Here is a 21,870-nt window from a genome sequence, read left to right on the forward strand (position 1 = left end):
GTTTGCTTATTGAATGTTCGATCCAGGTGGGAACTGATTTTTATATCCGGAAAATTGTTGATACGATTGGCTTAGGCTCGGAGCCTGCGCCTTTTCTAAACTATACCAGCCTTTTTCGAACATAAGGTTATAGAGCTCACGCTGCATCTCCTGATTTTCTTTCGAAACGGAGAAAATGTCTTGGAATAATGCTTGGTTACTCATTTCATGCAAGGCAACGGAAAAGGAGTTACAAAAGTACTTTTCAGTTGTGAGCATATCATTTATAAAATCCCTGTCATTCATTTGAGGAGTCTTTGCTACAGGGGATTCTGGATTTTTGACTTTGTTTTCATTGGGCATCAAGAACCCTCCTTTACTGGTATTGTTGTTGAACCTGGTTTTGATCCGGATTCAAATGTTTCAAAATGGTATCGTAATGGCGTTGATGCATGAGTCCGCACCGATTTAACGCATCAATGATTTGTGGGTCCTTGCATTGAGTGGCAAAAAAATGTGCTTTTTTAATCGCATTCAGATTCCATGCAAGCATATCGGTTAAGTATAAGCTGTCTTTTACCGAAACCATTTCCGGTGGCTGTGTCATATAGCCGGTGGACTGCTGTTGGCTGTTAAACGAATTTTGCTGTTCCATCATTCTACCTCCTTCAGTGTTCTTTAAACGTACTTAATTTCCCCTTCAAGAAATTTTTTTATTCTTGATTCTAAATTTCTGAAAATTGAATTAAATGGTAAAATAATCTTGTGCATCTATTTTCCAAAATGATTTGGAGGGGAATGCAGATGGAAAGAATATTGAGAAGTCTATTTCTTTTTTTATCAACGAACAAAAGCATGACAATGGCAGCGAAAAAATACGGATTACGGTTTGGGGCCTCGCGTTTCGTGGCAGGAGAAACATTGGATTTGGCCTCTGTTGTGATTGCAGATCTAAATAGGAAAGGGCTTGCTGTTACCATTGATTATTTAGGCGAATTCATAGAAGAGGAACAAGAAGCAAGGAAGATGGCAGATGAGTGTATAGAAGCGATTCGCATGATTGGCAGAAATGAACTGGATTCACAGTTATCTCTGAAGCTAACCTCGATGGGCTTGGATGTATCCGAACGAGTCGCAATGAACAACATGCGGAGGATTTTAGCGGAAGCCAAAGCCCATAAGGTTTTCGTGACGCTTGACATGGAAGATTTTCCGCGCTGTCAGCCAACTTTGGATGTATTCAAAAACTTAAAGGCTGAATATAATGAATTGGGGACTGTCATCCAAGCATATCTGTATCGGACCGAAAAGGATATTGAGGAGCTGAATGAATACCATCCGAATCTAAGACTTGTTAAAGGAGCATATAAAGAATCAAGGGAAGTGGCTTTTTCCGAGAAAAAAGACGTCGATGAAAATTTCAAGAAAATTATCAAGCAGCATTTGCTGAATGGCAATTATACAGCCGTTGCCACACATGATGATAAAATCATTGATTATACGAGGGACTTGGTCAAAGGGGAGGGAATTCCCCAGGATCAATTTGAATTTCAAATGTTGTATGGCATACGTAATGAGAAGCAGCTTGAACTTGCTAAAGAAGGATATAAGGTTAGGGTGTATGTTCCTTATGGTACGGATTGGTATGGGTATTTCATGCGCCGCCTTGCGGAGAGACCGGCCAATATTGCTTTCGTTTTAAAAGGCCTTTTCAAGAAATAGAAAGCGAGAGCCGCCCCGGATAAGGGACGGCTGCTGCTCTAATGGAAGGCTTTATTTTTTGAATTGATTGTTCTGGCTGTTCACTTTATTGATTCCATGTTGACGTTCACCGCCAGGTCCGGCATTGCCTTTTACGCTTGCTGCACTTACAGCTGCTTTAGAAGGATTATTTTTACTCTTCATTTTATAATTCACCTCCTGCCCGGTTATTTTTTACTGAACAGAGGAGAAATAACCAAAGTAATTTGGAGGAAAAAATATTTTTTTTCCTGTTTAATCATTGCGGAATTTCCAAATTTATTCTATATTAATAATAAGAAAAAATATTCAAAATTTTTTGGATTAAAAATGAATGAGTATTCATTCAATATACTTCGTAAGGGGGATATAAACTTGGTTCGACAAATACGAAAGGCTGCTGTTCTAGGGTCAGGAGTTATGGGATCAGGGATTGCTGCACACCTTGCTAACATTGGCATTCCGACTTTATTATTGGATATTGTACCTCGTGAGCTCACAGAGGATGAAAAGAAAAAGGGTCTGACATTAGATAATGAACAAGTGCGTAACCGCATCAGCCAAACTGCGATTACTAAACTTTTAAAACAGAAACCAGCTCCGCTTTCTGCTAAGGGAAATATTGCATTGATCGAGGCAGGAAACCTGGAAGATGATATAAGTCGCTTAAAGGATGTCGATTGGGTCATTGAAGTGGTCGTTGAAAAACTTGAGGTTAAGCAAAGTGTATTTGCCCAGGTTGATCAGCATCGTAAAAAAGGAAGCATCATTTCATCGAATACATCCGGAATCTCAATCGAAGCGATGGCAGAAGGCCGTTCGGAGGATTTTCAAAAGCACTTCCTGGGAACCCACTTCTTCAATCCACCGCGTTATCTTAAATTGTTGGAAATCATCCCTACTAAAGCTACTTCACCAGAAGTGCTCGAATACATGAAACGATTCGGAGAAGATGTACTGGGAAAAGGTGTCGTCGAAGCCAAGGATACGCCAAATTTCATCGCAAACCGCATTGGCACTTATGGTTTATTGGTCACTCTCCGGGAAATGCAAAAAGGCGGATACAGTGTCGGAGAAGTCGACTCGGTTACAGGACCGTTAATCGGAAGGGCAACTAGCGCGACTTTCCGGACACTAGATGTAGTTGGATTGGATACCTTTGCACATGTTGCCAAAAACGTATATGACCAGGTGGATGGGGAAGAAAAAGAAGTTTTCAAAATACCTGATTTCATGAATGAAATGCTTAAGAATGGGTGGCTTGGAAGCAAGTCAGGTCAAGGGTTTTTCCTGAAAAGGGGCAAGGAAATCCTTGAACTGAATCCCGAAACCCTTGAATATGCTGAACGAAAAAAATTAAAAACGCCTTCCATCGAAATGGCTAAACAGGCCAAGGGCTTGGAAAATAAACTGAAAGCGCTTGTTTATAGCGAAGACCGTGCTGGCCAATTGCTTTGGAACGTGCTGAATCCGGTGATTGTATATTCTGCCCAACTGCTTGGTGACATCGCGGATGACATAGTGGCAATCGACCAAGCGATGAAATGGGGCTTCGGATGGTCCACTGGTCCTTTTGAAACCTGGGATGCGATAGGTGTAGAGAAATCGGTAGCCCGCATGGAAGCGGATGGCCTCACAGTTCCGCAATGGGTGAAGGATATGCTCGCCAAGGGCATCACTTCTTTCTATAAAGAAGAAAATGGCATTGTCCACTATTATGATAATGGTGAATATAAAGAGCTTATCGAAAATCCTAAAGTAATCAATCTTAAAGCAATCAAGAAGCAAAAAGGCGTAATCAAGAAAAACAGCGGTGCAAGCTTGATAGATATCGGCGATGGAGTGGCTCTTCTTGAATTCACTTCACCGAATAATGCAATCGGTCTGGATATCATGCAAATGATCAATGCGGCGGTCGACGAAGCGGAAGCGAATTTTAAAGGCCTGGTCATCGGTAACCAAGGCAAGAATTTCTGTGTTGGCGCTAATATTGCAATGATGTTGATGGAAGCGCAAGATGACAATATTCTCGAACTTGATATGGTCATCAGCCAATTCCAAAAGGCGATGCTTAAAATTAAGTACAGTGCGGTCCCGGTAGTGGTAGCCCCGTTTAATATGACACTTGGCGGTGGTGCTGAAGTATCCCTTCCGGCTGCGCGCATCCAGGCAACGACTGAAACGTATATGGGACTAGTGGAAGCTGGTGTAGGTTTGATCCCAGGCGGCGGCGGTACTAAAGAACTTTATGTGAAGACATTGAGGAATATGCCGAAGGGTGTCGACTTTGATTTACAGAAAGTGGCCAACAAAGTATTTGAAACGGTCGCCATGGCAAAAGTTTCAACCTCTGCTGAGGAAGCACGCGGGGATAATTTCCTTAATTCAACTGATGGAATAAGCGTGAATGCGGATCATCAACTATATGATGCGAAGCAGGCAGTCATCTCCATGTATGAACAAGGTTATACTGCTCCAACCTGCACAAAGATTCCTGTAGTAGGTGAAACGGGTTATGCCACACTGCTATTGGGGGCGGAATCCATGCGCCTTTCAGGATTCTTATCCGATCATGACCTTGTCATAGCCAAAGAGCTTGCATACGTCTTGGCAGGGGGGAAACTCCCATTTGGCACGAAAGTGGATGAACAGTATATCTTGAACCTAGAAAAACAAGCGTTCCTAAAACTGATTTCAACTCCAAAATCACAAGCAAGGATGCAGCACATGCTTGTTAAAGGGAAACCACTCCGTAACTGATAATAGATGAAGATATGGCCAAACGAAGGTTAATAGATTGATAGCTTAAAAATGAGTAAGGGGGATCCTCATGAAAGAAGCGGTAATAGTAGCTGGAGCAAGGACTCCGGTAGGAAGAGCGAAAAAAGGTTCTCTTGCTAATGTACGCCCGGATGATTTAGGGGCTCTTGTTGTAAAGGAAACGTTAAAGCGTGCAGGGAATTATGAAGGCACCATCGATGATCTGATTATCGGTTGTGCGATGCCTGAAGCTGAGCAAGGATTGAACATGGCGCGTAACATTGGAGCATTGGCAGGATTGCCTTATACAGTGCCAGCCATAACCATTAACCGTTACTGTTCAAGCGGATTGCAAAGTATCGCTTATGGAGCGGAGAGAATCATGCTTGGCCAAAGTGATACAGTCATTGCAGGCGGAGCGGAATCCATGAGCCTTCTGCCGATGATGGGCCATGTAACACGCCCGAACGCGCAACTTGCGGAAAAAGCCCCGGAATATTATATGGGTATGGGCCATACTGCTGAAGCCGTTGCAAAAAAGTACGAAATTTCCCGAGCCGATCAAGATGCATTTGCTGTACAAAGTCATCAAAGGGCGGCTAAGGCCATTGCAGAAGGAAAGTTTTCGGATGAAATCGTGCCGGTTGACGTAACCCTCCGCTCAGTGGGGCCTGATCTTAAATTAAAGGAAAAATCATTCACATTTGCGCAGGATGAGGGCGTTCGTCCAGGAACGACTATTGAAGTGCTGAAAAAACTAAGACCTGCATTCTCTGTTACAGGATCCGTAACAGCAGGGAATTCATCACAAACGAGTGATGGAGCAGCCGCGGTCATGGTCATGGATGGGGAAAAGGCATCTTCATTAGGGATGAAACCGATTGGTAAGTTCCGCTCCTTTGCTGTAGCGGGGGTACCACCTGAAATTATGGGCATCGGACCGATTGCAGCCATTCCTAAAGCTTTAAAACTAGCAGGCCTTGAGTTATCCGATATTGGTTTATTTGAATTGAATGAAGCCTTCGCTTCCCAATCCATTCAAATCATTCGTGAGCTGGGATTGAATGAAGAGATTGTCAATGTGAATGGTGGAGCCATTGCCTTGGGCCATCCCCTAGGATGTTCAGGAGCAAAATTGACATTAAGTCTGCTTCATGAAATGAAGCGCAGAAACCAACAATTCGGAATCGTGACAATGTGTATCGGCGGCGGAATGGGAGCTGCCGGAGTATTTGAATTATTAGCGTGACCCACCCTTTCCAGAAGCTGTCAACATGCTTCCGGCGGGTTTACTATCATTAACATTTAGGAGGAAATAACATGTCGAATCAAACTAAAGATAACCTCATTAAAGGCGGAGCCTTTTTAGTAGAGGATATTACGTATGATCAAGTGTTTACACCTGAAGATTATTCCGATGAGCATAAAATGATTGCCAAAACTTCTGAGGATTTCGTAGTGAATGAAATTCTGCCGCAGGTTGAACATTTAGAGAACCATGAATTTGACCGTTCTGTTAAATTACTGAAGCATGCAGGTGAAATCGGTTTACTTGGTGCTGACGTTCCTGAGGAATACAGCGGATTGGGTCTTGATAAAATCAGTTCGGCATTAATTACAGAAAAAATGGCACTTGCAGGCGGCTTCGGTATTACGCATGGTGCACACGTAGGTATCGGATCTTTGCCAATCGTATTATTCGGGAATGAAGAACAAAAGAAAAAATATCTCCCTTTACTGGCAACGGGAGAGAAAATTGCTGCGTATGCATTGACGGAACCCAGCTCAGGTTCAGATGCCTTAGGAGCAAAAACGACAGCGAAATTGAATGCAGAAGGAACCCACTATATTTTAAATGGTGAAAAACAATGGATTACGAATGCAGGTTTTGCAGATGTCTTCTGTGTTTACGCTAAAATCGACGGCGAACAATTCTCTGCTTTCATTGTTGAGCGAGATTATAAAGGCGTATCAACTGGTGCTGAAGAGAAGAAAATGGGGATCAAAAGCTCATCTACACGTACATTAATCCTTGAAGACGTTCTTGTACCAGTCGAAAATCTTTTGGGTGTAGCAGGAAAAGGGCATGTCATTGCATTCAATATCCTGAATATTGGCCGGTATAAGTTAGGCGTGGGTGCTGTCGGCGGATCTAAACGTGCCCTTGAGATTACAGTTGCTTATACGAATCAACGCCAACAGTTCAAAACGAAAATTTCCGATTTTAACTTGACGAAAGAAAAACTTGCAACAATGGCGGCAAAAATTTATGCTGCTGAAAGCTCTGTTTACCGTACCGTTGGACTTTATGATCAAAGACAGAGCAAGTTGACGGATGAGCAAGTGAAAGATGGAAAATCAATGGCAGCTGCAATCGCTGAATATGCAATTGAGTGTTCAGTGAATAAATTCTTCGCCTCCGAAGTATTGGATTACGTTACGGATGAAGGCGTACAGCTTCATGGTGGTTATGGCTTCATGCAGGAGTATGAAATCGAAAAAGCATATCGTGATTCCCGTATTAACCGGATCTTTGAAGGTACAAATGAAATCAATCGATTGCTTGTTCCGGGAACTTTCCTGAAAAAAGCACTTAAAGGGGAATTGCCACTTCTTCAAAAGGCACAAAGCCTGCAAGAGGAATTAATGATGATGATGCCGGAAGAGCCTGGCGATGAGCCATTGGCACAAGAAAAAATGCTTGTTAGAAACGCTAAGAAAATCGGTATTTTGGCTAGTGGCCTTGCTGCACAGAAATACGGGAAAAACCTTGATCAAGAACAAGAAATCCTCTCCAACATTGCTGATATAGCTTCCCTTGCCTATGCAGCTGAGTCCGTTGTGTTACGTACGGAAAAAGCAATTGCGTCTACGGGGCTGGAGAAGAACAAACAAAAAGTACTTTATACGGAAATTTTCGTTCAGGAAGCTTTCAATGAAATAGAACAACATGCAAAGGAAACGTTAATTGCGGTGGAAACAGGCGACACACTTCGCATCATGCTTGCTTCCCTTCGCAAGCTGACAAGACACACTCCAATCAATGTCATTGCGAAAAAACGTGAAGCTTCGGTTAAGGTAATCGAAACGGAAAAATATGCGCTATAAGCAATAAATCAGAATCTGTAAAGGGGATGCCCGTAAAGGCATTCCCTTTATTTCCTTTGATGAAATCTCATTGGGAATTCAAAGGATATTTCATTGTATTGCGTGGTGAAAACGGGTATTCTAATGATAGGTGGTGAAACGATGGGCTTAACATTATATTGGTACCCAAAATGCGGCACATGCCGTAATGCGAAAAAGTGGCTGGATAATCATGAACTGCAATATGAAGCAATCCATATAGCGGAAAACCCGCCTTCGCGAACTGAAATTGAACAACTATATAAAATCAGCAATTTAGAGTTGAAGAAGTTTTTCAATACTAGCGGTCAAAAATATCGGGAGCTGGGCTTAAAGGATAAGCTGAAAGAAGCTTCTGATGCAGAGATGCTTGATATATTGTCCACAGATGGCATGCTTCTGAAAAGGCCGATTGTTACGGATGGTACCAAAGTGACGGTAGGCTTCAAAGAAGAGCAATTCAATCAGGTTTGGAACTGAAATTTAACAAAATATTTGGTTAATTCCTTACTTAAACATAAGATCTGCCTTATAATGGAATAGATAAAATAAGATGTACATATGGAGGGTTAATAATGACAACAACACCAAAAGAACTTCGTTACACTAAAGAACATGAATGGGTCAAAACGGAAGATGGAACAGTGCGCATTGGAATTACTGCGTTCGCCCAGTCCGAGCTTGGGGACATCGTATTCGTTGAGCTTCCAGAAATCGGTGATGAACTGAAAGCGAACGAGCCATTTGGAAGTGTGGAATCCGTTAAGACGGTTTCTGAGCTTTATGCTCCTATCAGTGGCAAGGTTGTTGAAGTAAACGAAGATTTAAGTGACAACCCTGAATATGTAAATGAATCTCCTTTTGAAAAAGCATGGATGATCGTGCTTGAACCATCAAATAGCAGTGATATTGAAAATCTGATGAGCGCTGAAGAATATGAAAGTTTGATTAACGGTTAAAACGAAGGAGAGGGGGGCTTGAAAAGGCCTGCTCTCTTTTTCATTTTGAACAATTGCAGTTGCGCACATAATTCGTGAGATGGAGTGATGACATGGAATGGGGCGAGTTCGATAAAGTGATCATTGTAGAAGGCAGTTCCGATAGAAAAAAAGTTGCCTCCGTTTTAAATGAAGATGTGGATATAAGATGTACGAATGGGACCATATCATTAACTAAGCTCGATGAATTAGTGGATGAATTGATGGAACGTGATGTTTATCTCCTGTTTGACGCAGATGAATCAGGAGAAAAGCTGCGGAAGCAATTCCGAAGGGAAATGCCGGAAGCGAACCACCTGTATATTAATAAAATGTACAAAGAAGTGGAAAGCTCACCCGAACATCATATCGCAACTGTGCTTTTATCTGCCAATATGAATGTGAAAATGAAATTTTTAAGTCAAAGGATGAACGATTAATTGATGCAGGAATGGAAAGAAGAAGAGTGTAAGATTGCCGTTGAAAAAGGGGAAACCTTTTGTTTATATTTATATACGCCTTTATGCGGTACCTGTCAGGTGGCTTCCAAGATGCTGACGATATCCATGGAACTTTTCCCGGAATTGAAGGCAGGCAAAATGAATATGAACTATGTCCAAGCAATCGCCGAATCGTATGAAATTGAAAGTGTCCCTTGTTTATTGCTTTTCAAAAAAGGACAGCTGCACAAAAAAATATATGCCTTTCAATCCGTTCCTTATTTGTATGGATTGCTTAAGGAAATCAGCTAAGAAACCAATCAGAACCGGATTGGTTTTTTTTATTGTGAACATTTTGCTCCCAAATTGAAATCAAAAAAAGAATATTCTAACAATTCATTGACTGATTAATTCTAAAATGCTATATTTTGAATTAAGAAAGTAACGGCGGAATTTAATAGTTCTTATCAAGAGTGGCGGAGGGACTGGCCCGACGAAGCCCGGCAACCGGTATAAATTTATATACGGTGCTAATTCCAGCAGAGTGTTGGCTCTGGAAGATGAGGTGTGTTTTAAAACCTCTTCTTGTGGAAGTGGTTTTTTTGTTTATGAAAGGCCAGGTTTTCATGAAATTCCAACTAAATCCATAGAAAAAGGTGAAATCATATGTCAGAGAAAAAGTTGCGTTTTGAAACATTGAGTGTTCATGGCGGTCTGCAAGCTGATGAAACAGGTGCCCGGGCAGTCCCTATCTACCAAAGCAATGCATACTTGTTCAAAGACACAGACCATGCAGCGAATTTATTTGGTTTAAAGGAGAATGGTTATATATATACACGGCTCCATAATCCCACGGTCAGTGTTTTTGAGGAAAGAATGGCCTTATTGGAAGGCGGTATCGGCGGATTGGCAACTGCAAGCGGAATGGCAGCCATCTCACTGTCAATCCTGAATATTGCCGGTGCAGGGGATGAAATTGTTTCAGCCTCTACATTATATGGCGGCACGTATAATCTTTTTGAAAATACTCTTCCTAAATATGGGATTAAGGTGAAGTTCGTTTCACCTGATGACCCAGAAAATTTCAAAAGGGCAATTACGCCAAGAACAAAAGCCATATTTGCTGAAACGATCGGAAATCCAAGTTTGAGGGTCCTTGATATAGAAGCAGTAGCGGACATCGCCCACGAAGCCGGGATACCTTTAATTATCGATAATACCTTCGCTACACCGTATCTATGCAGACCAATTGATTTTGGGGCGGATATTGTCATCCATTCCGCTACAAAATGGATTTTGGGGAATGGAACGACGTTAGGCGGTGTCATAGTGGATGGAGGGAAGTTCGACTGGAACTCGCCAAACTACCCTGGCTTTACGGAGCCTGACCCAAGCTACGACGGTCTTGTATACGCTGATGCAGTTGGACCTGCTGCTTTTATAACGAAAGCCCGAGTGCAGTTGCTTCGTGATTTAGGTCCTGCGCTAAGTGCCCAAAGTGCATTCCAGTTTACGCTTGGACTTGAAACGCTGCATGTAAGAATGAAAGAGCATCTTTCGAACACCAAGTCTATTATTCAATATTTGGAAAATCACCCTGCCGTGACTTGGGTTTCACATCCCGGTAAAGAGGATCATCCCGATAAAGCCCTTGCGGATAAATACTTGCCTAAGGGAGCAGGATCTGTTGTGACTTTTGGAATACAGGGTGACCGAGAAGCCGGGGCAAAACTTATCAATTCGGTGGAATTATGGTCCCATGTAGCTAATGTAGGGGATGCTAAGAGTTTAATCATCCACCCTGCCAGTACGACCCACCAACAATTGAATGATGCAGGTCTGGCGAAAGCGGGAGTGCGTGCTGATCAGGTCCGTTTATCCATCGGGATTGAAAATGCAGAGGATTTAATAGAAGATTTAGAGCAGGCAATTGAAAAAGCGACGAATATCGTCTCCCTGACGTCTAAAACGGTTTAAGCAAAAAGTCCAGTTCATTCTTTTACTAGAAATAATATACATTGCACTCCTTTTTTATCTATGATAAAATTTCCCCATACTAAAGAACTTAATGCTGTACAAGTATTCTATATATTAGCTCTTATCAAGAGAGGTGGAGGGAGGTGCCCGATGAAACCCGGCAACCGACAAGGAGATTCCTTGGAAAGGTGCCAATTCACACAAAGTTTAATTACTTTGGAAGATGAGAGGAAGGCCAGCTTCTTCACCTGCCTTTCTGCTCATGCAGAAAGGTTTTTTCTATTTCATTTGGGAAAACCTTCATGAAAGGAAAAAATGGTATTAAAAACTGACTAATAATGTAGAGAAATCAACTAAGTTCATAGGTTTTATTGGATAAAAGAGGTGAGTATTAATGATTACATTGACGAAAGTAAGTAAGCTTTTCCGAACAGGAAAAGGAAACGGTGAGACTATTAAGGCAGTAAATAATGTGAATGTTGAAATAAATAAAGGCGAGATTTTCGGTATTATTGGTTACAGCGGAGCGGGGAAAAGTACTTTGATCAGAATGCTCAATGGTTTGGAAACACCTACAGAGGGATCCGTTGTGGTGGCTGGGAAGGAAGTTTCAAAAATTAAAGGGGCTCAGCTCCGTAAGGCACGTCAGGAAATCAGCATGATTTTCCAACATTTCAATCTATTATGGTCCAGGACGGTTCAGGAAAATATATCCTTCCCGTTGGAAATTGCAGGAGTTTCAAAATTTGAACGCATCAAGCGTGTGAACGAATTGATCAAGCTAGTCGGATTGGAAGGCAGAGAAAAGGCATATCCTTCGCAATTAAGCGGAGGGCAAAAGCAAAGGGTGGGAATAGCCAGGGCCCTAGCAAATGATCCTAAGGTGCTTCTTTGTGATGAAGCGACTTCTGCCTTAGATCCACAGACTACCGATTCCATACTCGAATTGCTTGTTGACATCAATCAGCGCCTGGGGTTGACAATTGTCCTGATAACACATGAAATGCATGTAATACGTAAAATCTGTCATCGCGTGGCCGTGATGGAAAACGGGCAAGTCGTTGAAGAGGGACCTGTCCTGGCTGTATTCAAGAATCCTAAAGAACAAATGACGAAGCGTTTCGTGCAACAGGTAACGGAACCAGAAGAAACGAAAGAAACGATGGACCATTTGCTTGAACGCTTTCCTGCAGGTAAAGTGATTCAATTGACTTTTGTAGGTGATCGTGCAGAAAGCCCGTTGATTACCAAGCTCGTACGTAATTTCGAGTTGGATATCAATATCGTTCAAGGTAAAATATCCCAAACGAGAAGCGGTTCATATGGAACGTTGTTTATCCACCTTGATGGCAATGAGGAAGAAATGCTCCGCGCAATAGAATTCATAAAAGCACAGCAGGTAGGCGTGGAGGTGATTACTCATGCTTAAAGAATTATTGCCGAATGTAGATTGGGAATCCATTTTAGACGCAACGAAAGAAACGCTTTATATGACAAGCATCTCTGTAGTAGCTACCTTTTTTATAGGCATACTATTAGGGTTGATCCTGTTCTTGACAGGCAAAGGGAATATATGGGAAAAACGGGCGGTCAACGCAGTCATTGGTGCTGTCGTCAATATATTTCGTTCCATTCCATTTCTTATTTTGATCGTGCTGCTCATTCCTTTCACTAAAGCGCTTGTCGGTTCTATGATTGGTGAGAATGCAGCATTACCAGCACTTATTATCGGGGCGGCGCCATTTTATGCGCGTATGGTTGAAATTGGCCTCCGTGAGATCGATAAAGGTGTAATTGAAGCGGCTAAATCCATGGGGGCAAAAACGAGTACGATCATTTGGAAGGTCCTTCTTCCGGAGTCGATGCCGGCCCTTATTTCCGGGATTACGGTAACATCGATTGCATTGGTCGGCTATACCGCAATGGCCGGGGTCATCGGCGCAGGCGGGCTTGGTAATCTAGCCTATCTAGACGGCTATCAAAGAAGCCACAATGACGTTACGCTAGTAGCGACTATCGTTATTCTGATTATCGTCTTCATTATTCAAATTATTGGAGATGTGATTACATCTAAATTAGACAAAAGATAAAGGGGGATGAATAGGATGAAAAAGTTTTTAGGGTTTGCATTAGTCCTTGTTTTATCGATTGCTCTGGCAGCTTGTGGAGCCGATAAGGACAAAAGTGGCAGTGATACAGAAAAGGAAGCGAAGAAATTAGTTGTAGGGGCATCCAATGTTCCACATGCCGAGATTCTTGAAAAAGCTAAACCTCTTCTTAAAGAAAAAGGAATAGATTTGAAAATTGAAAAATTCCAGGATTATGTTTTACCGAATAAGGCTTTAAATGATAAGGAATTGGATGCTAACTATTTTCAGCACCTACCTTTCCTTGAGGCGGCCAATAAAGAGAATGGATATAATTTAGTCAATGCGGGCGGAATTCACATCGAGCCTATCGGTCTATATTCAAAAAAATATAAAAGCATCGCTAAACTTCCGGAAGGGGCAACAATCATTATGAGCAGCTCGGTTGCTGACCACGGACGTGCGTTATCTCTGTTGGAAAAGAATGGCCTGATCAAATTGAAAGAGGGCATCGATAAAACGACAGCAACAACAAAAGACATCGTTGAAAATAAGAAAAACCTTAAATTTGATGCTAATTATGAAGCAGCTTTACTTCCAAAGATTTATGAGAATGGTGAAGGGGATGCAGTTCTGATCAACTCTAACTATGCAATCGACGCAGGCTTGAATCCATTGAAAGATTCGATTGCCATTGAAGGTTCTGACTCGCCATATGTGAACGTGATTGCGGTTAACAAAGGTGATGAAAATAAAGAAGAAATCAAAACGCTAGTAGAAGTATTGCATTCTAAAAAGATTCAAGATTTCATCCTTAAAGAATATGATGGTGCAGTTGTACCGGTTGATAAATGATTCAAGAAATGGCGGCCTGATAAATTCAGGTCGTTTTTCATGTTTAATCCCGAATCTGAAGGGTAAATAATTACTGAAGGAAATAAAATGATACACAAATTTGAAAGGATGGTTCACTATCAATACTCTTGATTTAAATGTAACAAGCGAAATGGAAAAGGCGATGCAGTCTTCACATGGGATTGGCTACAGTGAGTACAGTAGGAACTTAGACCTCCGTATCGAGGTTGAGAAGGAACGAGATAGGGAACATGTAAAGTGCAACAAAATGGTCCTGGATCTTCAACGCAAAATTCACGTCTAAGCATATAAAAGAGTTCTTTAAAAGATCGGTCTGTAGAGGTAAAATGGAAAGTGGTCCGGAAAATAAGGGTTTCCTTATTGGATAAACTTACATAATGCCTGACAGTCCGATTTTTTTCTTTCCAAACCGGAACGTTCATACCTTCCAATCGAATCTGTCGAACATATATTAATAAGAACGAAGGTTTGCCGAATAATAAGATAATTTTAACAAAAGCTAAAATACGGCTGAATATGCTGTAAATATGCCCTATCTGTTAGTATCCTAAGAATAGGACAGGTTTTTACTATGTAATAAGTGGAAACCCCTATCTATATTAGTTGATTCTAAATTGGATTTGTTATAAAATTGGAATGAGAATAAATTGAGAATGCTTTTATGCAAATTATAGTAAAGAAAGTTATCTTTACTTTCTGGTAATAAAATAGGAATTAGTTCACGGAGGTATTATTATGTCAGCTTCTACATTAACGGTTAAAGATCTTCACGTATCAATTGAAGGTAAAGAGATTTTAAAAGGGGTAAACCTTGAAGTTAAAGGTGGAGAAATCCATGCGATCATGGGGCCAAATGGAACTGGTAAATCCACTTTATCATCAGCAATCATGGGTCACCCAAAATATGAAGTGACAAGCGGAAGCATCACATTCGATGGGGAAGACGTATTGGAAATGGAAGTCGACGAGCGCGCTCGTGTAGGTCTATTCCTTGCTATGCAATATCCAAGTGAAATCAGTGGCGTTACAAACGCTGACTTCTTACGTTCTTCCATTAACGCACGCCGTGAAGAAGGCGATGAAATTTCATTGATGAAATTCATCCGTCAAATGGATCAAAAAATGGAATTCCTTGAAATGGATGAAGATATGGCGCAACGCTATTTAAATGAAGGTTTCTCCGGCGGAGAGAAAAAACGTAACGAGATTCTTCAATTAATGATGATTCAACCTAAAATTGCAATTTTAGATGAGATTGATTCAGGGCTTGACATCGATGCACTTAAAGTCGTTTCAAAAGGAATCAACGAAATGCGCGGAGAAGACTTTGGATGCTTGATCATCACTCACTACCAACGTCTATTAAATTACATCACTCCTGATTATGTACACGTAATGATGCAAGGACGTGTCGTAAAATCAGGTGGTCCTGAACTTGCTGCCCGCTTGGAAGCGGAAGGTTATGATTGGATCAAACAAGAATTGGGCATTGAAGACGAAACTGTTGGCGAAGAAGCGTAAGTAGGAGGATTTGCAATGACTACAGAAACGAAATTACCGTTTGAACAAGAGGATATAAGCTCTTATTCAACTAAAAATAATGAGCCAGCTTGGCTTTCCGAGCTTCGGATTCAAGCGTTTTCTGAATTTGAAAAGCTCCCGATGCCAAAGCCGGATAAAACGAAAATCGACAAATGGAATTTTACTTCTTTCAAGACCCACGCGGTTGAAAGTGAAGCTTTTGCCTCCAAAGAGGAGCTTCCGGAAGAAATCAAAGCCATCATTGAAGAAAACGGAAACTTATACATTCAACGCAACAATACGCCGGCACATATCAATCTGTCAGCAAATGTGAAAGAACAAGGCGTCATTTTTACGGATATTTTCACAGCGGCACGTGACCATTCCGAGCTTGTGCAAAAGTATTTCATGAAAGACGGCGTTAAAATAGATGAGCATCGTTTAACAGCATTGCATGCTGCATTAGTTAATGGGGGAGCATTCCTTTATGTTCCGAAAAATGTAGAAATCAAAGAGCCGATTCAAGCGGTATTCTTGTTGGATAATCCAGATACTGCACTTTTCAATCATGTATTGATCGTAGCGGAAGATAACAGCTCGGTAACATATGTGGAGAACTATTTCTCAAATGTTGAATCTAACGAAGGCATCGCCAATATCGTAACTGAAGTATTTGCGAATGCGAATGCAAAAGTGGAATACGGAGCGGTCGATACACTTTCAAAAGGCTTTACGACATATGTTAACCGTCGTGGAGTGGCAGGACGTGACGCCCGTATTGAGTGGGCACTTGGCCTGATGAACGATGGAAATACGATTTCAGATAATACAACATATCTAATGGGCGATGGCTCTCACGGTGATACTAAATCCGTTGTTGTCGGACGCGGGGAACAAAAACAGAACTTTACGACAGCCATTATTCATTTTGGCAAACGCTCTGAGGGCTATATCCTTAAGCACGGTGTCATGAAAGACGCAGCATCCTCTATTTTTAATGGAATTGGGAAAATAGAGTTTGGTGCTACAAAGGCTAATGCCGAACAAGAATCACGCGTATTGATGCTGAGTGAAAAAGCACGCGGTGACGCCAATCCAATCCTCTTGATTGATGAAGATGATGTAACGGCTGGTCATGCTGCTTCCGTCGGTCGTGTTGACCCGCTTCAACTGTATTATTTAATGAGCCGTGGTATTACAAAGAAAGAAGCAGAAAGACTTGTCATTCACGGATTCTTGGCCCCTGTTGTTAACCAGCTTCCTATTGAGGGAGTTAAAAAACAATTAGTAGCGGTCATTGAAAGGAAAGTACAGTAATGAACCCATACGAAATTCGTAAGCTTTTTCCAATATTAGATCAAGAAGTCAATGGTCAGCCATTAGTTTATTTAGATAGTGCTGCAACCTCTCAAAAACCGGCTGCAGTGATTGAAGCGATTGAGCAATATTACCGCGGATACAACTCGAATGTTCACCGCGGGGTGCATACACTAGGAACAAAAGCTACGGATGCGTATGAAGGTGCACGTGAAAAGGTACGTAAATTCATTAATGCTTCTTCTACAGAAGAAATCATCTTCACTAGAGGTACAACGACTTCTTTAAATACTGTAGCAAGAAGTTACGGTGGTGCAAATATTAAAGCGGGTGACGAAATCGTCATCTCCTACATGGAGCATCATAGTAATATCATTCCGTGGCAGCAGCTTGCCAAAGAAAAAGGCGCTGTACTGAAGTATATTCCGCTTCAGGAGGATTGTACGATTTCCCTTGATGATGTGAGGGCAACAATTACGGACGCAACGAAAATCGTTTCCATCATGCAGGTTTCGAATGTACTTGGTGTTATCAATCCTGTGAAGGAAATCGCGCAAATCGCCCATGAACACGGTGCTATAATGGTAGTCGACGGGGCGCAAAGCACGCCGCACCTAAAAGTGGATGTCCGTGATCTGGATTGTGATTTCTTTGCCTTCTCAGGTCATAAAATGGTCGGCCCAACTGGTATCGGCGCATTATATGGCAAAAAAGAACTTCTGGAAAAAATGGAGCCGATTGAATTCGGCGGTGAGATGATTGATTTTGTAGGTTTGTATGAGTCTACATGGAAAGAACTCCCGTGGAAATTCGAAGGCGGAACCCCTATCATTGCAGGTGCCATCGGCCTTGGGGCTGCGATTGATTTCTTGGAAGAAATCGGCTTGGATAATATTGAACGGCACGAACATAAACTCGCCGCTTATGCGATGGAGAAAATGTCTGCAGTTGAAGGACTGACGATATACGGTCCAAAAGATTCAGAAAAACGTGCGGGTGTAGTAACCTTTAATATTAATGACGTACATCCACATGATGTCGCTACCGTACTTGATGCAGATGGAATTGCTGTCCGTGCCGGTCATCACTGCGCACAGCCATTAATGAAATGGCTTGACGTGTCCTCGACAGCAAGAGCAAGTTTCTATCTCTATAACACGGAAGAAGATATTGATAAGCTTGTGTCCGGGCTTGTTAAAACGAAGGAGTATTTCAGCAATGTCTTTTGATAACTTAGATACACTTTACCGTCAGGTCATTATGGATCATTATAAGAAACCACGTAATAAGGGCATGCTAGAGGATGGCAGCATGACGATTGACATGAACAATCCAACTTGCGGTGATCGGATTCGATTAACGATGAAGATTGAAGATGGAAAAGTCAACGATGTTAAATTCGATGGTGACGGTTGTTCGATATCCATGAGTTCAGCTTCCATGATGACTCAAGCCATTAAGGGCAAAGACGTTGAAACTGCTTTAGCCATGTCCGAGACTTTTTCCTTAATGATTCAGGGAAAAGAATACGATGATGAGATGGACCTTGGGGATATTGAAGCCCTTCAAGGTGTTTCTAAATTCCCTGCCCGAATCAAGTGTGCGACGTTAGCTTGGAAGGCCATGGAAAAGGGATTGAAGGAATAATTAAATTAAAATGAGCTGTTGTAATTCAGCCATTTGAAATGGAGGAATACGAGCTATGGCAAAGAAAATGCCTGAAATCGGCGATTATAAATATGGCTTTGCGGATAAAGATGTTTCCATCTTCCGTTCAAAGCGCGGTCTGACAAAAGAAATCGTGGAAGAGATTTCTCGAATGAAGGATGAACCGCAATGGATGCTTGATTTCCGTTTGAAATCATTGGAGCATTTTTACAACATGCCAATGCCTCAATGGGGCGGCGACATGCAGAGCTTGAACTTTGATGAAATCACATACTATGTTAAACCATCAGAGAAATCGGAAAAATCTTGGGATGAAGTTCCTGAGGAAATCAAACAGACTTTTGATAAGTTGGGAATTCCTGAGGCCGAACAAAAATATCTTGCAGGCGTATCCGCTCAATATGAATCTGAAGTGGTTTACCATAGCATGAAAGTTGAATTGGAAGATTTGGGTATCGTGTTTAAAGATACGGACTCAGCACTTCGTGAAAATGAAGATATCTTCCGTGAGCATTTTGGAAAAACGATTCCGCCTACTGACAATAAATTCTCGGCATTGAACTCGGCGGTTTGGTCAGGCGGATCTTTCATCTATGTACCAAAAGGCGTTAAAGTGGATACTCCGCTTCAAGCTTATTTCCGAATCAACTCTGAAAACATGGGTCAATTCGAACGTACGCTAATCATTGTTGATGAAGGCGCATCCGTTCACTATGTAGAAGGTTGCACAGCACCTGTATATACAACTAACTCCCTTCATAGTGCGGTTGTTGAAATAGTCATTAAAAAAGATGCTTACTGCCGTTACACGACGATCCAAAACTGGGCAAACAACGTGTTTAACCTGGTTACGAAACGTGCGGTCTGTGATGCTAACGCAACTATGGAATGGATTGATGGTAACATCGGTTCTAAATTGACAATGAAATATCCTGCTGTCATCTTAAAAGGTGAAGGTGCCCGCGGTATGACATTATCCATTGCCATTGCCGGAAAAGGCCAGCACCAAGATGCTGGGGCAAAAATGATTCACCTGGCGCCAAATACATCTTCAACTATCGTATCAAAATCAATTTCTAAACAAGGCGGTAAAGTAACATATCGCGGTATCGTTCACTTCGGACGTAAAGCGGATGGAGCTCGTTCGAACATTGAATGTGATACATTAATCATGGATAATCAGTCTACATCTGATACAATCCCTTATAATGAAATCTTGAATGACAACATTTCCCTTGAACACGAAGCGAAGGTTTCCAAAGTATCTGAAGAACAATTGTTCTACTTGATGAGCCGCGGAATTTCTGAGCAAGAAGCAACGGAAATGATCGTAATGGGCTTCATCGAACCATTTACAAAAGAACTTCCGATGGAATATGCGGTTGAAATGAACCGTCTGATCAAGTTCGAAATGGAAGGCTCCATCGGATAATAACCGACTGTCATGCCTGTAAGGCGATTTAGAATAACCCATTCATACAAAAAGCCTGCCAGGGAGACTTGGCAGGCTTTTTGTTTTGGAAAGTGATATTCGACACCCTTATCAAAGATTGAATATGGTTATACAAGGGTAAAAAAATAGTAGACAGGAAATGGGGCCTGTCCCGAAAGGAGTGATGGTCAGATGATATATGTTGGTGTGACCGGTTGGGGGGATCATGATAGTTTGTATCATGGCGGTGTGTCGCAACGTGATAAACTCAAAGAGTATGGGGCTCATTTTCCCATTGTGGAGGTGGATGCCTCATTTTATGCAATCCAGCCAAAGAGGAACAGTGAAAAGTGGATATCCGAGACACCAGCGTCATTCCAATTTGTCGTTAAAGCCTATCAAGGGATGACGGGACATCAGCGTGGGGAAATTCCATTTGAAAGTAAAAAGGAAATGTTCAAGGCCTTTCGGGACTCTCTAGAAGCTTATCAGAAGTCCGGCAAGCTCGCGATGATCCTATTTCAGTTTCCGCCATGGTTTGATTGTAAACGTGAAAATGTAAATTACCTGAGATGGTGTAAAGCTGAAATGGGCGATATTCCAGCTGCCATAGAATTTCGGAATCAAAGCTGGTACAGACCCAACATGTTCCAGCAAACCCTGGACTTCATCCAAAAGGAGGGTTGGGTCCACACTGTATGCGATGAGCCTCAGGCTGGGGAGGGATCCATTCCTATCGTCCTCCATTCCACCCATGAAGATAAAACGCTGATCCGCTTTCATGGACGTAACCTGCATGGTTGGCAGAGACCTTCTTCGGGTGATAATTGGCGTGAGGTCAGGTACTTATACCGATATAATCATCAGGAATTGAATGAATGGGTGGAGAAAATCAGGATATTGGAAAAGGAATCCAAGGAGATATATGTCCTTTTCAATAATAACTCAGGCGGAGATGCTGCTGATAATGCCAAACAAATGATTGAGTTGCTTGGTATAGAATATGAAGGACTGGCTCCCAGGCAGCTTGGTTTGTTTTAAGACGCATTATATAATTAATAAAGAGATGGTATGACAAGCAAGTAAGAGGTAATATCCTCACAAACAGGTAAAGGCGGATTTCTTTATGGTATGGTTAGTATTAGTGGGTATCGGATTATTAGCGGGTTCAATTGGCTCTCTTGTCGGTCTGGGCGGCGGCATCATCATTGTGCCTTCTCTTTTATATTTAGGTGCATCTACAAATATAATAGAAGAACTGACACCTCAGATCGCCGTCGGTGTTTCAACGGTGATCATGATTTTTACCGGCTTATCTTCTACTTTATCTTATTTAAAACATAAAGTGGTGGATTATAAGGCAGGCTTAATCTTCTTTATAGGCAGTGCACCTGGTGGAATAATAGGAGCCTATGTGAATAAAAACCTTAATGTCGAAGCTTTTTCATTGTACTTTGGAGCTTTCATGATTTTCATGGCTATCGTGTTATTAGTGAAAAACCGTTTGAAGCCAATGGTTTTCAAGCCTGGTAAAGCGAAAATAGTTAAGACGTATAAAACTGAAAATGGACATTCATTTTCTTATGGTTACCATCCCCTGATAGCTGTATCGATTACATTTGTCGTGGGATTCAGCTCCGGGTTATTTGGAATTGGCGGTGGAGCCTTAATGGTTCCTGTAATGATGCTTCTTTTCTTCTTCCCTCCGCATATGGCTGTAGCGACTTCGATGTTCATGGTATTTCTATCTTCGGTCACAAATTCGATTACACATATTTCCCTTGGAAATGTAAATTGGCCATATGCTTTTGCCCTGATCCCAGGTGCATGGTTCGGTGCTAAATTAGGGGCTTACATCAATACGCGAATAAAGAGCGGGGCACTTGAAAATATGTTGAAAATAGTACTGATAATCATTGGTTTACGTCTTATATACCAAAGTATTACAGGATAAACGAGGAGGAAAAATG

23 protein-coding genes and 2 riboswitches are annotated in these 21,870 nt (G+C 41.7%); of the genes, 20 read left to right on the forward strand and 3 right to left on the reverse strand.

Going from position 1 to position 21,870, the window contains the following annotated elements:
* Positions 1-6: 6 nt before the first annotated feature.
* Positions 7-342 (reverse strand): spore coat protein, encoded by a 336-nt coding sequence (locus N9I19_RS11685; protein WP_317777879.1) that lies wholly within the window; start codon positions 340-342, stop codon positions 7-9.
* A gap of 13 nt (positions 343-355) precedes the next feature.
* Complete coding sequence (locus N9I19_RS11690; protein ID WP_317777880.1) at positions 356-634, reverse strand: hypothetical protein; 279 nt, start codon at positions 632-634, stop codon at positions 356-358.
* Positions 635-783: 149 nt separating this feature from the next.
* Between N9I19_RS11690 and N9I19_RS11695 the strand changes: the two genes are divergently transcribed.
* Positions 784-1,701: a proline dehydrogenase family protein gene (locus tag N9I19_RS11695; RefSeq protein ID WP_317777881.1), complete on the forward strand. Its 918-nt coding sequence runs from the start codon at positions 784-786 to the stop codon at positions 1,699-1,701.
* 51 nt (positions 1,702-1,752) lie between these two features.
* Here N9I19_RS11695 and N9I19_RS11700 read toward each other — a convergent pair whose 3' ends face one another.
* Positions 1,753-1,884: a YuzL family protein gene (locus tag N9I19_RS11700; protein ID WP_089361901.1), complete on the reverse strand. Its 132-nt coding sequence runs from the start codon at positions 1,882-1,884 to the stop codon at positions 1,753-1,755.
* 165 nt (positions 1,885-2,049) lie between these two features.
* Here N9I19_RS11700 and N9I19_RS11705 point away from each other — a divergent pair, with 165 nt between their 5' ends.
* From N9I19_RS11705 to N9I19_RS11790, 19 genes are all read left to right on the forward strand, one after another.
* The gene (locus N9I19_RS11705) at positions 2,050-4,479 is read left to right on the forward strand and encodes a 3-hydroxyacyl-CoA dehydrogenase/enoyl-CoA hydratase family protein (RefSeq protein WP_411730429.1); all 2,430 of its coding nucleotides are present in this window, start codon (positions 2,050-2,052) and stop codon (positions 4,477-4,479) included.
* A gap of 70 nt (positions 4,480-4,549) precedes the next feature.
* Positions 4,550-5,728, forward strand: a complete 1,179-nt coding sequence (locus tag N9I19_RS11710; protein ID WP_317777883.1) for an acetyl-CoA C-acetyltransferase — start codon at positions 4,550-4,552, stop codon at positions 5,726-5,728.
* A 71-nt stretch (positions 5,729-5,799) separates the two neighbouring features.
* Positions 5,800-7,587: an acyl-CoA dehydrogenase family protein gene (locus N9I19_RS11715; RefSeq protein WP_317777884.1), complete on the forward strand. Its 1,788-nt coding sequence runs from the start codon at positions 5,800-5,802 to the stop codon at positions 7,585-7,587.
* A gap of 141 nt (positions 7,588-7,728) precedes the next feature.
* A complete protein-coding gene (locus tag N9I19_RS11720) occupies positions 7,729-8,085 on the forward strand; it encodes an arsenate reductase family protein (protein ID WP_289336870.1) in 357 nt (118 codons plus the stop codon).
* A 95-nt stretch (positions 8,086-8,180) separates the two neighbouring features.
* On the forward strand, positions 8,181-8,564 hold the full coding sequence (gene gcvH, locus N9I19_RS11725; protein ID WP_125162586.1) for a glycine cleavage system protein GcvH: 384 nt from the start codon (positions 8,181-8,183) through the stop codon (positions 8,562-8,564).
* 92 nt (positions 8,565-8,656) lie between these two features.
* Positions 8,657-9,022 carry a toprim domain-containing protein gene (locus N9I19_RS11730; protein ID WP_061465493.1) on the forward strand — a complete coding sequence of 122 codons (366 nt, stop codon included), beginning with the start codon at positions 8,657-8,659 and terminating at the stop codon, positions 9,020-9,022.
* Between the two features lie 3 nt (positions 9,023-9,025).
* Positions 9,026-9,334 carry a thioredoxin family protein gene (locus N9I19_RS11735; protein WP_061466285.1) on the forward strand — a complete coding sequence of 103 codons (309 nt, stop codon included), beginning with the start codon at positions 9,026-9,028 and terminating at the stop codon, positions 9,332-9,334.
* Between the two features lie 149 nt (positions 9,335-9,483).
* A riboswitch (SAM riboswitch) is annotated at positions 9,484-9,589 on the forward strand.
* A 99-nt stretch (positions 9,590-9,688) separates the two neighbouring features.
* Complete coding sequence (locus N9I19_RS11740; protein ID WP_317777885.1) at positions 9,689-10,999, forward strand: O-acetylhomoserine aminocarboxypropyltransferase/cysteine synthase family protein; 1,311 nt, start codon at positions 9,689-9,691, stop codon at positions 10,997-10,999.
* Between the two features lie 118 nt (positions 11,000-11,117).
* A riboswitch (SAM riboswitch) is annotated at positions 11,118-11,229 on the forward strand.
* 164 nt (positions 11,230-11,393) lie between these two features.
* Positions 11,394-12,428, forward strand: coding sequence for a methionine ABC transporter ATP-binding protein (locus N9I19_RS11745; protein ID WP_317777886.1), 1,035 nt, complete (start codon positions 11,394-11,396; stop codon positions 12,426-12,428).
* Entirely contained in the window at positions 12,421-13,089 is a 669-nt protein-coding gene (locus tag N9I19_RS11750) for a methionine ABC transporter permease (protein WP_317777887.1), read from the forward strand. Before N9I19_RS11745 ends, N9I19_RS11750 begins: the two co-directional genes overlap by 8 nt.
* Before the next feature lie 15 nt (positions 13,090-13,104).
* The gene (locus N9I19_RS11755; protein WP_089361894.1) at positions 13,105-13,941 is read left to right on the forward strand and encodes a MetQ/NlpA family ABC transporter substrate-binding protein; all 837 of its coding nucleotides are present in this window, start codon (positions 13,105-13,107) and stop codon (positions 13,939-13,941) included.
* Between the two features lie 163 nt (positions 13,942-14,104).
* Positions 14,105-14,245, forward strand: coding sequence for a YuzK family famiily protein (locus N9I19_RS25460; protein ID WP_483878241.1), 141 nt, complete (start codon positions 14,105-14,107; stop codon positions 14,243-14,245).
* Positions 14,246-14,697: 452 nt separating this feature from the next.
* A complete protein-coding gene (gene sufC / locus N9I19_RS11760) occupies positions 14,698-15,483 on the forward strand; it encodes a Fe-S cluster assembly ATPase SufC (protein ID WP_061465489.1) in 786 nt (261 codons plus the stop codon).
* A gap of 15 nt (positions 15,484-15,498) precedes the next feature.
* Positions 15,499-16,800, forward strand: a complete 1,302-nt coding sequence (gene sufD / locus N9I19_RS11765) for a Fe-S cluster assembly protein SufD (RefSeq protein WP_061465488.1) — start codon at positions 15,499-15,501, stop codon at positions 16,798-16,800.
* Positions 16,800-18,029: a cysteine desulfurase gene (locus tag N9I19_RS11770; protein WP_061465487.1), complete on the forward strand. Its 1,230-nt coding sequence runs from the start codon at positions 16,800-16,802 to the stop codon at positions 18,027-18,029. The genes sufD and N9I19_RS11770 overlap by 1 nt, the downstream gene beginning before the upstream one ends.
* Positions 18,019-18,447, forward strand: a complete 429-nt coding sequence (sufU, locus tag N9I19_RS11775; RefSeq protein WP_061465486.1) for a Fe-S cluster assembly sulfur transfer protein SufU — start codon at positions 18,019-18,021, stop codon at positions 18,445-18,447. The genes N9I19_RS11770 and sufU overlap by 11 nt, the downstream gene beginning before the upstream one ends.
* A 55-nt stretch (positions 18,448-18,502) precedes the next feature.
* Complete coding sequence (sufB, locus tag N9I19_RS11780; protein ID WP_061465485.1) at positions 18,503-19,900, forward strand: Fe-S cluster assembly protein SufB; 1,398 nt, start codon at positions 18,503-18,505, stop codon at positions 19,898-19,900.
* Positions 19,901-20,092: 192 nt separating this feature from the next.
* A complete protein-coding gene (locus N9I19_RS11785) occupies positions 20,093-20,941 on the forward strand; it encodes a DUF72 domain-containing protein (RefSeq protein WP_317777888.1) in 849 nt (282 codons plus the stop codon).
* 85 nt (positions 20,942-21,026) lie between these two features.
* Positions 21,027-21,854: a sulfite exporter TauE/SafE family protein gene (locus N9I19_RS11790; RefSeq protein ID WP_317777890.1), complete on the forward strand. Its 828-nt coding sequence runs from the start codon at positions 21,027-21,029 to the stop codon at positions 21,852-21,854.
* The last annotated feature ends 16 nt before the right edge of the window (positions 21,855-21,870 follow it).

This window comes from Peribacillus sp. CSMR9 (assembly GCF_033141925.1).
GTDB classification, from domain to species: Bacteria; Bacillota; Bacilli; order Bacillales; family DSM-1321; genus Peribacillus; species Peribacillus simplex_A.

Bases quoted from the DNA above. Each gene is read 5' to 3' on its own strand.
- N9I19_RS11735 (WP_061466285.1), top strand. From the start codon at position 9,026: ATGCAGGAATGGAAAGAAGAAGAGTGTAAGATTGCCGTTGAAAAAGGG.
- N9I19_RS11785 (WP_317777888.1), top strand. From the start codon at position 20,093: ATGATATATGTTGGTGTGACCGGTTGGGGGGATCATGATAGTTTGTAT.
- N9I19_RS11740 (WP_317777885.1), top strand. From the start codon at position 9,689: ATGTCAGAGAAAAAGTTGCGTTTTGAAACATTGAGTGTTCATGGCGGT.
- N9I19_RS11715 (WP_317777884.1), top strand. From the start codon at position 5,800: ATGTCGAATCAAACTAAAGATAACCTCATTAAAGGCGGAGCCTTTTTA.
- N9I19_RS11790 (WP_317777890.1), top strand. From the start codon at position 21,027: ATGGTATGGTTAGTATTAGTGGGTATCGGATTATTAGCGGGTTCAATT.
- N9I19_RS11750 (WP_317777887.1), top strand. From the start codon at position 12,421: ATGCTTAAAGAATTATTGCCGAATGTAGATTGGGAATCCATTTTAGAC.
- N9I19_RS11695 (WP_317777881.1), top strand. From the start codon at position 784: ATGGAAAGAATATTGAGAAGTCTATTTCTTTTTTTATCAACGAACAAA.
- sufU (WP_061465486.1), top strand. From the start codon at position 18,019: ATGTCTTTTGATAACTTAGATACACTTTACCGTCAGGTCATTATGGAT.
- sufD (WP_061465488.1), top strand. From the start codon at position 15,499: ATGACTACAGAAACGAAATTACCGTTTGAACAAGAGGATATAAGCTCT.
- N9I19_RS25460 (WP_483878241.1), top strand. From the start codon at position 14,105: ATGCAGTCTTCACATGGGATTGGCTACAGTGAGTACAGTAGGAACTTA.
- N9I19_RS11745 (WP_317777886.1), top strand. From the start codon at position 11,394: ATGATTACATTGACGAAAGTAAGTAAGCTTTTCCGAACAGGAAAAGGA.
- N9I19_RS11710 (WP_317777883.1), top strand. From the start codon at position 4,550: ATGAAAGAAGCGGTAATAGTAGCTGGAGCAAGGACTCCGGTAGGAAGA.
- N9I19_RS11720 (WP_289336870.1), top strand. From the start codon at position 7,729: ATGGGCTTAACATTATATTGGTACCCAAAATGCGGCACATGCCGTAAT.
- sufC (WP_061465489.1), top strand. From the start codon at position 14,698: ATGTCAGCTTCTACATTAACGGTTAAAGATCTTCACGTATCAATTGAA.
- N9I19_RS11730 (WP_061465493.1), top strand. From the start codon at position 8,657: ATGGAATGGGGCGAGTTCGATAAAGTGATCATTGTAGAAGGCAGTTCC.
- N9I19_RS11770 (WP_061465487.1), top strand. From the start codon at position 16,800: ATGAACCCATACGAAATTCGTAAGCTTTTTCCAATATTAGATCAAGAA.
- N9I19_RS11685 (WP_317777879.1), bottom strand. From the start codon at position 342: ATGCCCAATGAAAACAAAGTCAAAAATCCAGAATCCCCTGTAGCAAAG.
- gcvH (WP_125162586.1), top strand. From the start codon at position 8,181: ATGACAACAACACCAAAAGAACTTCGTTACACTAAAGAACATGAATGG.
- sufB (WP_061465485.1), top strand. From the start codon at position 18,503: ATGGCAAAGAAAATGCCTGAAATCGGCGATTATAAATATGGCTTTGCG.
- N9I19_RS11705 (WP_411730429.1), top strand. From the start codon at position 2,050: ATGAATGAGTATTCATTCAATATACTTCGTAAGGGGGATATAAACTTG.
- N9I19_RS11755 (WP_089361894.1), top strand. From the start codon at position 13,105: ATGAAAAAGTTTTTAGGGTTTGCATTAGTCCTTGTTTTATCGATTGCT.
- N9I19_RS11700 (WP_089361901.1), bottom strand. From the start codon at position 1,884: ATGAAGAGTAAAAATAATCCTTCTAAAGCAGCTGTAAGTGCAGCAAGC.
- N9I19_RS11690 (WP_317777880.1), bottom strand. From the start codon at position 634: ATGGAACAGCAAAATTCGTTTAACAGCCAACAGCAGTCCACCGGCTAT.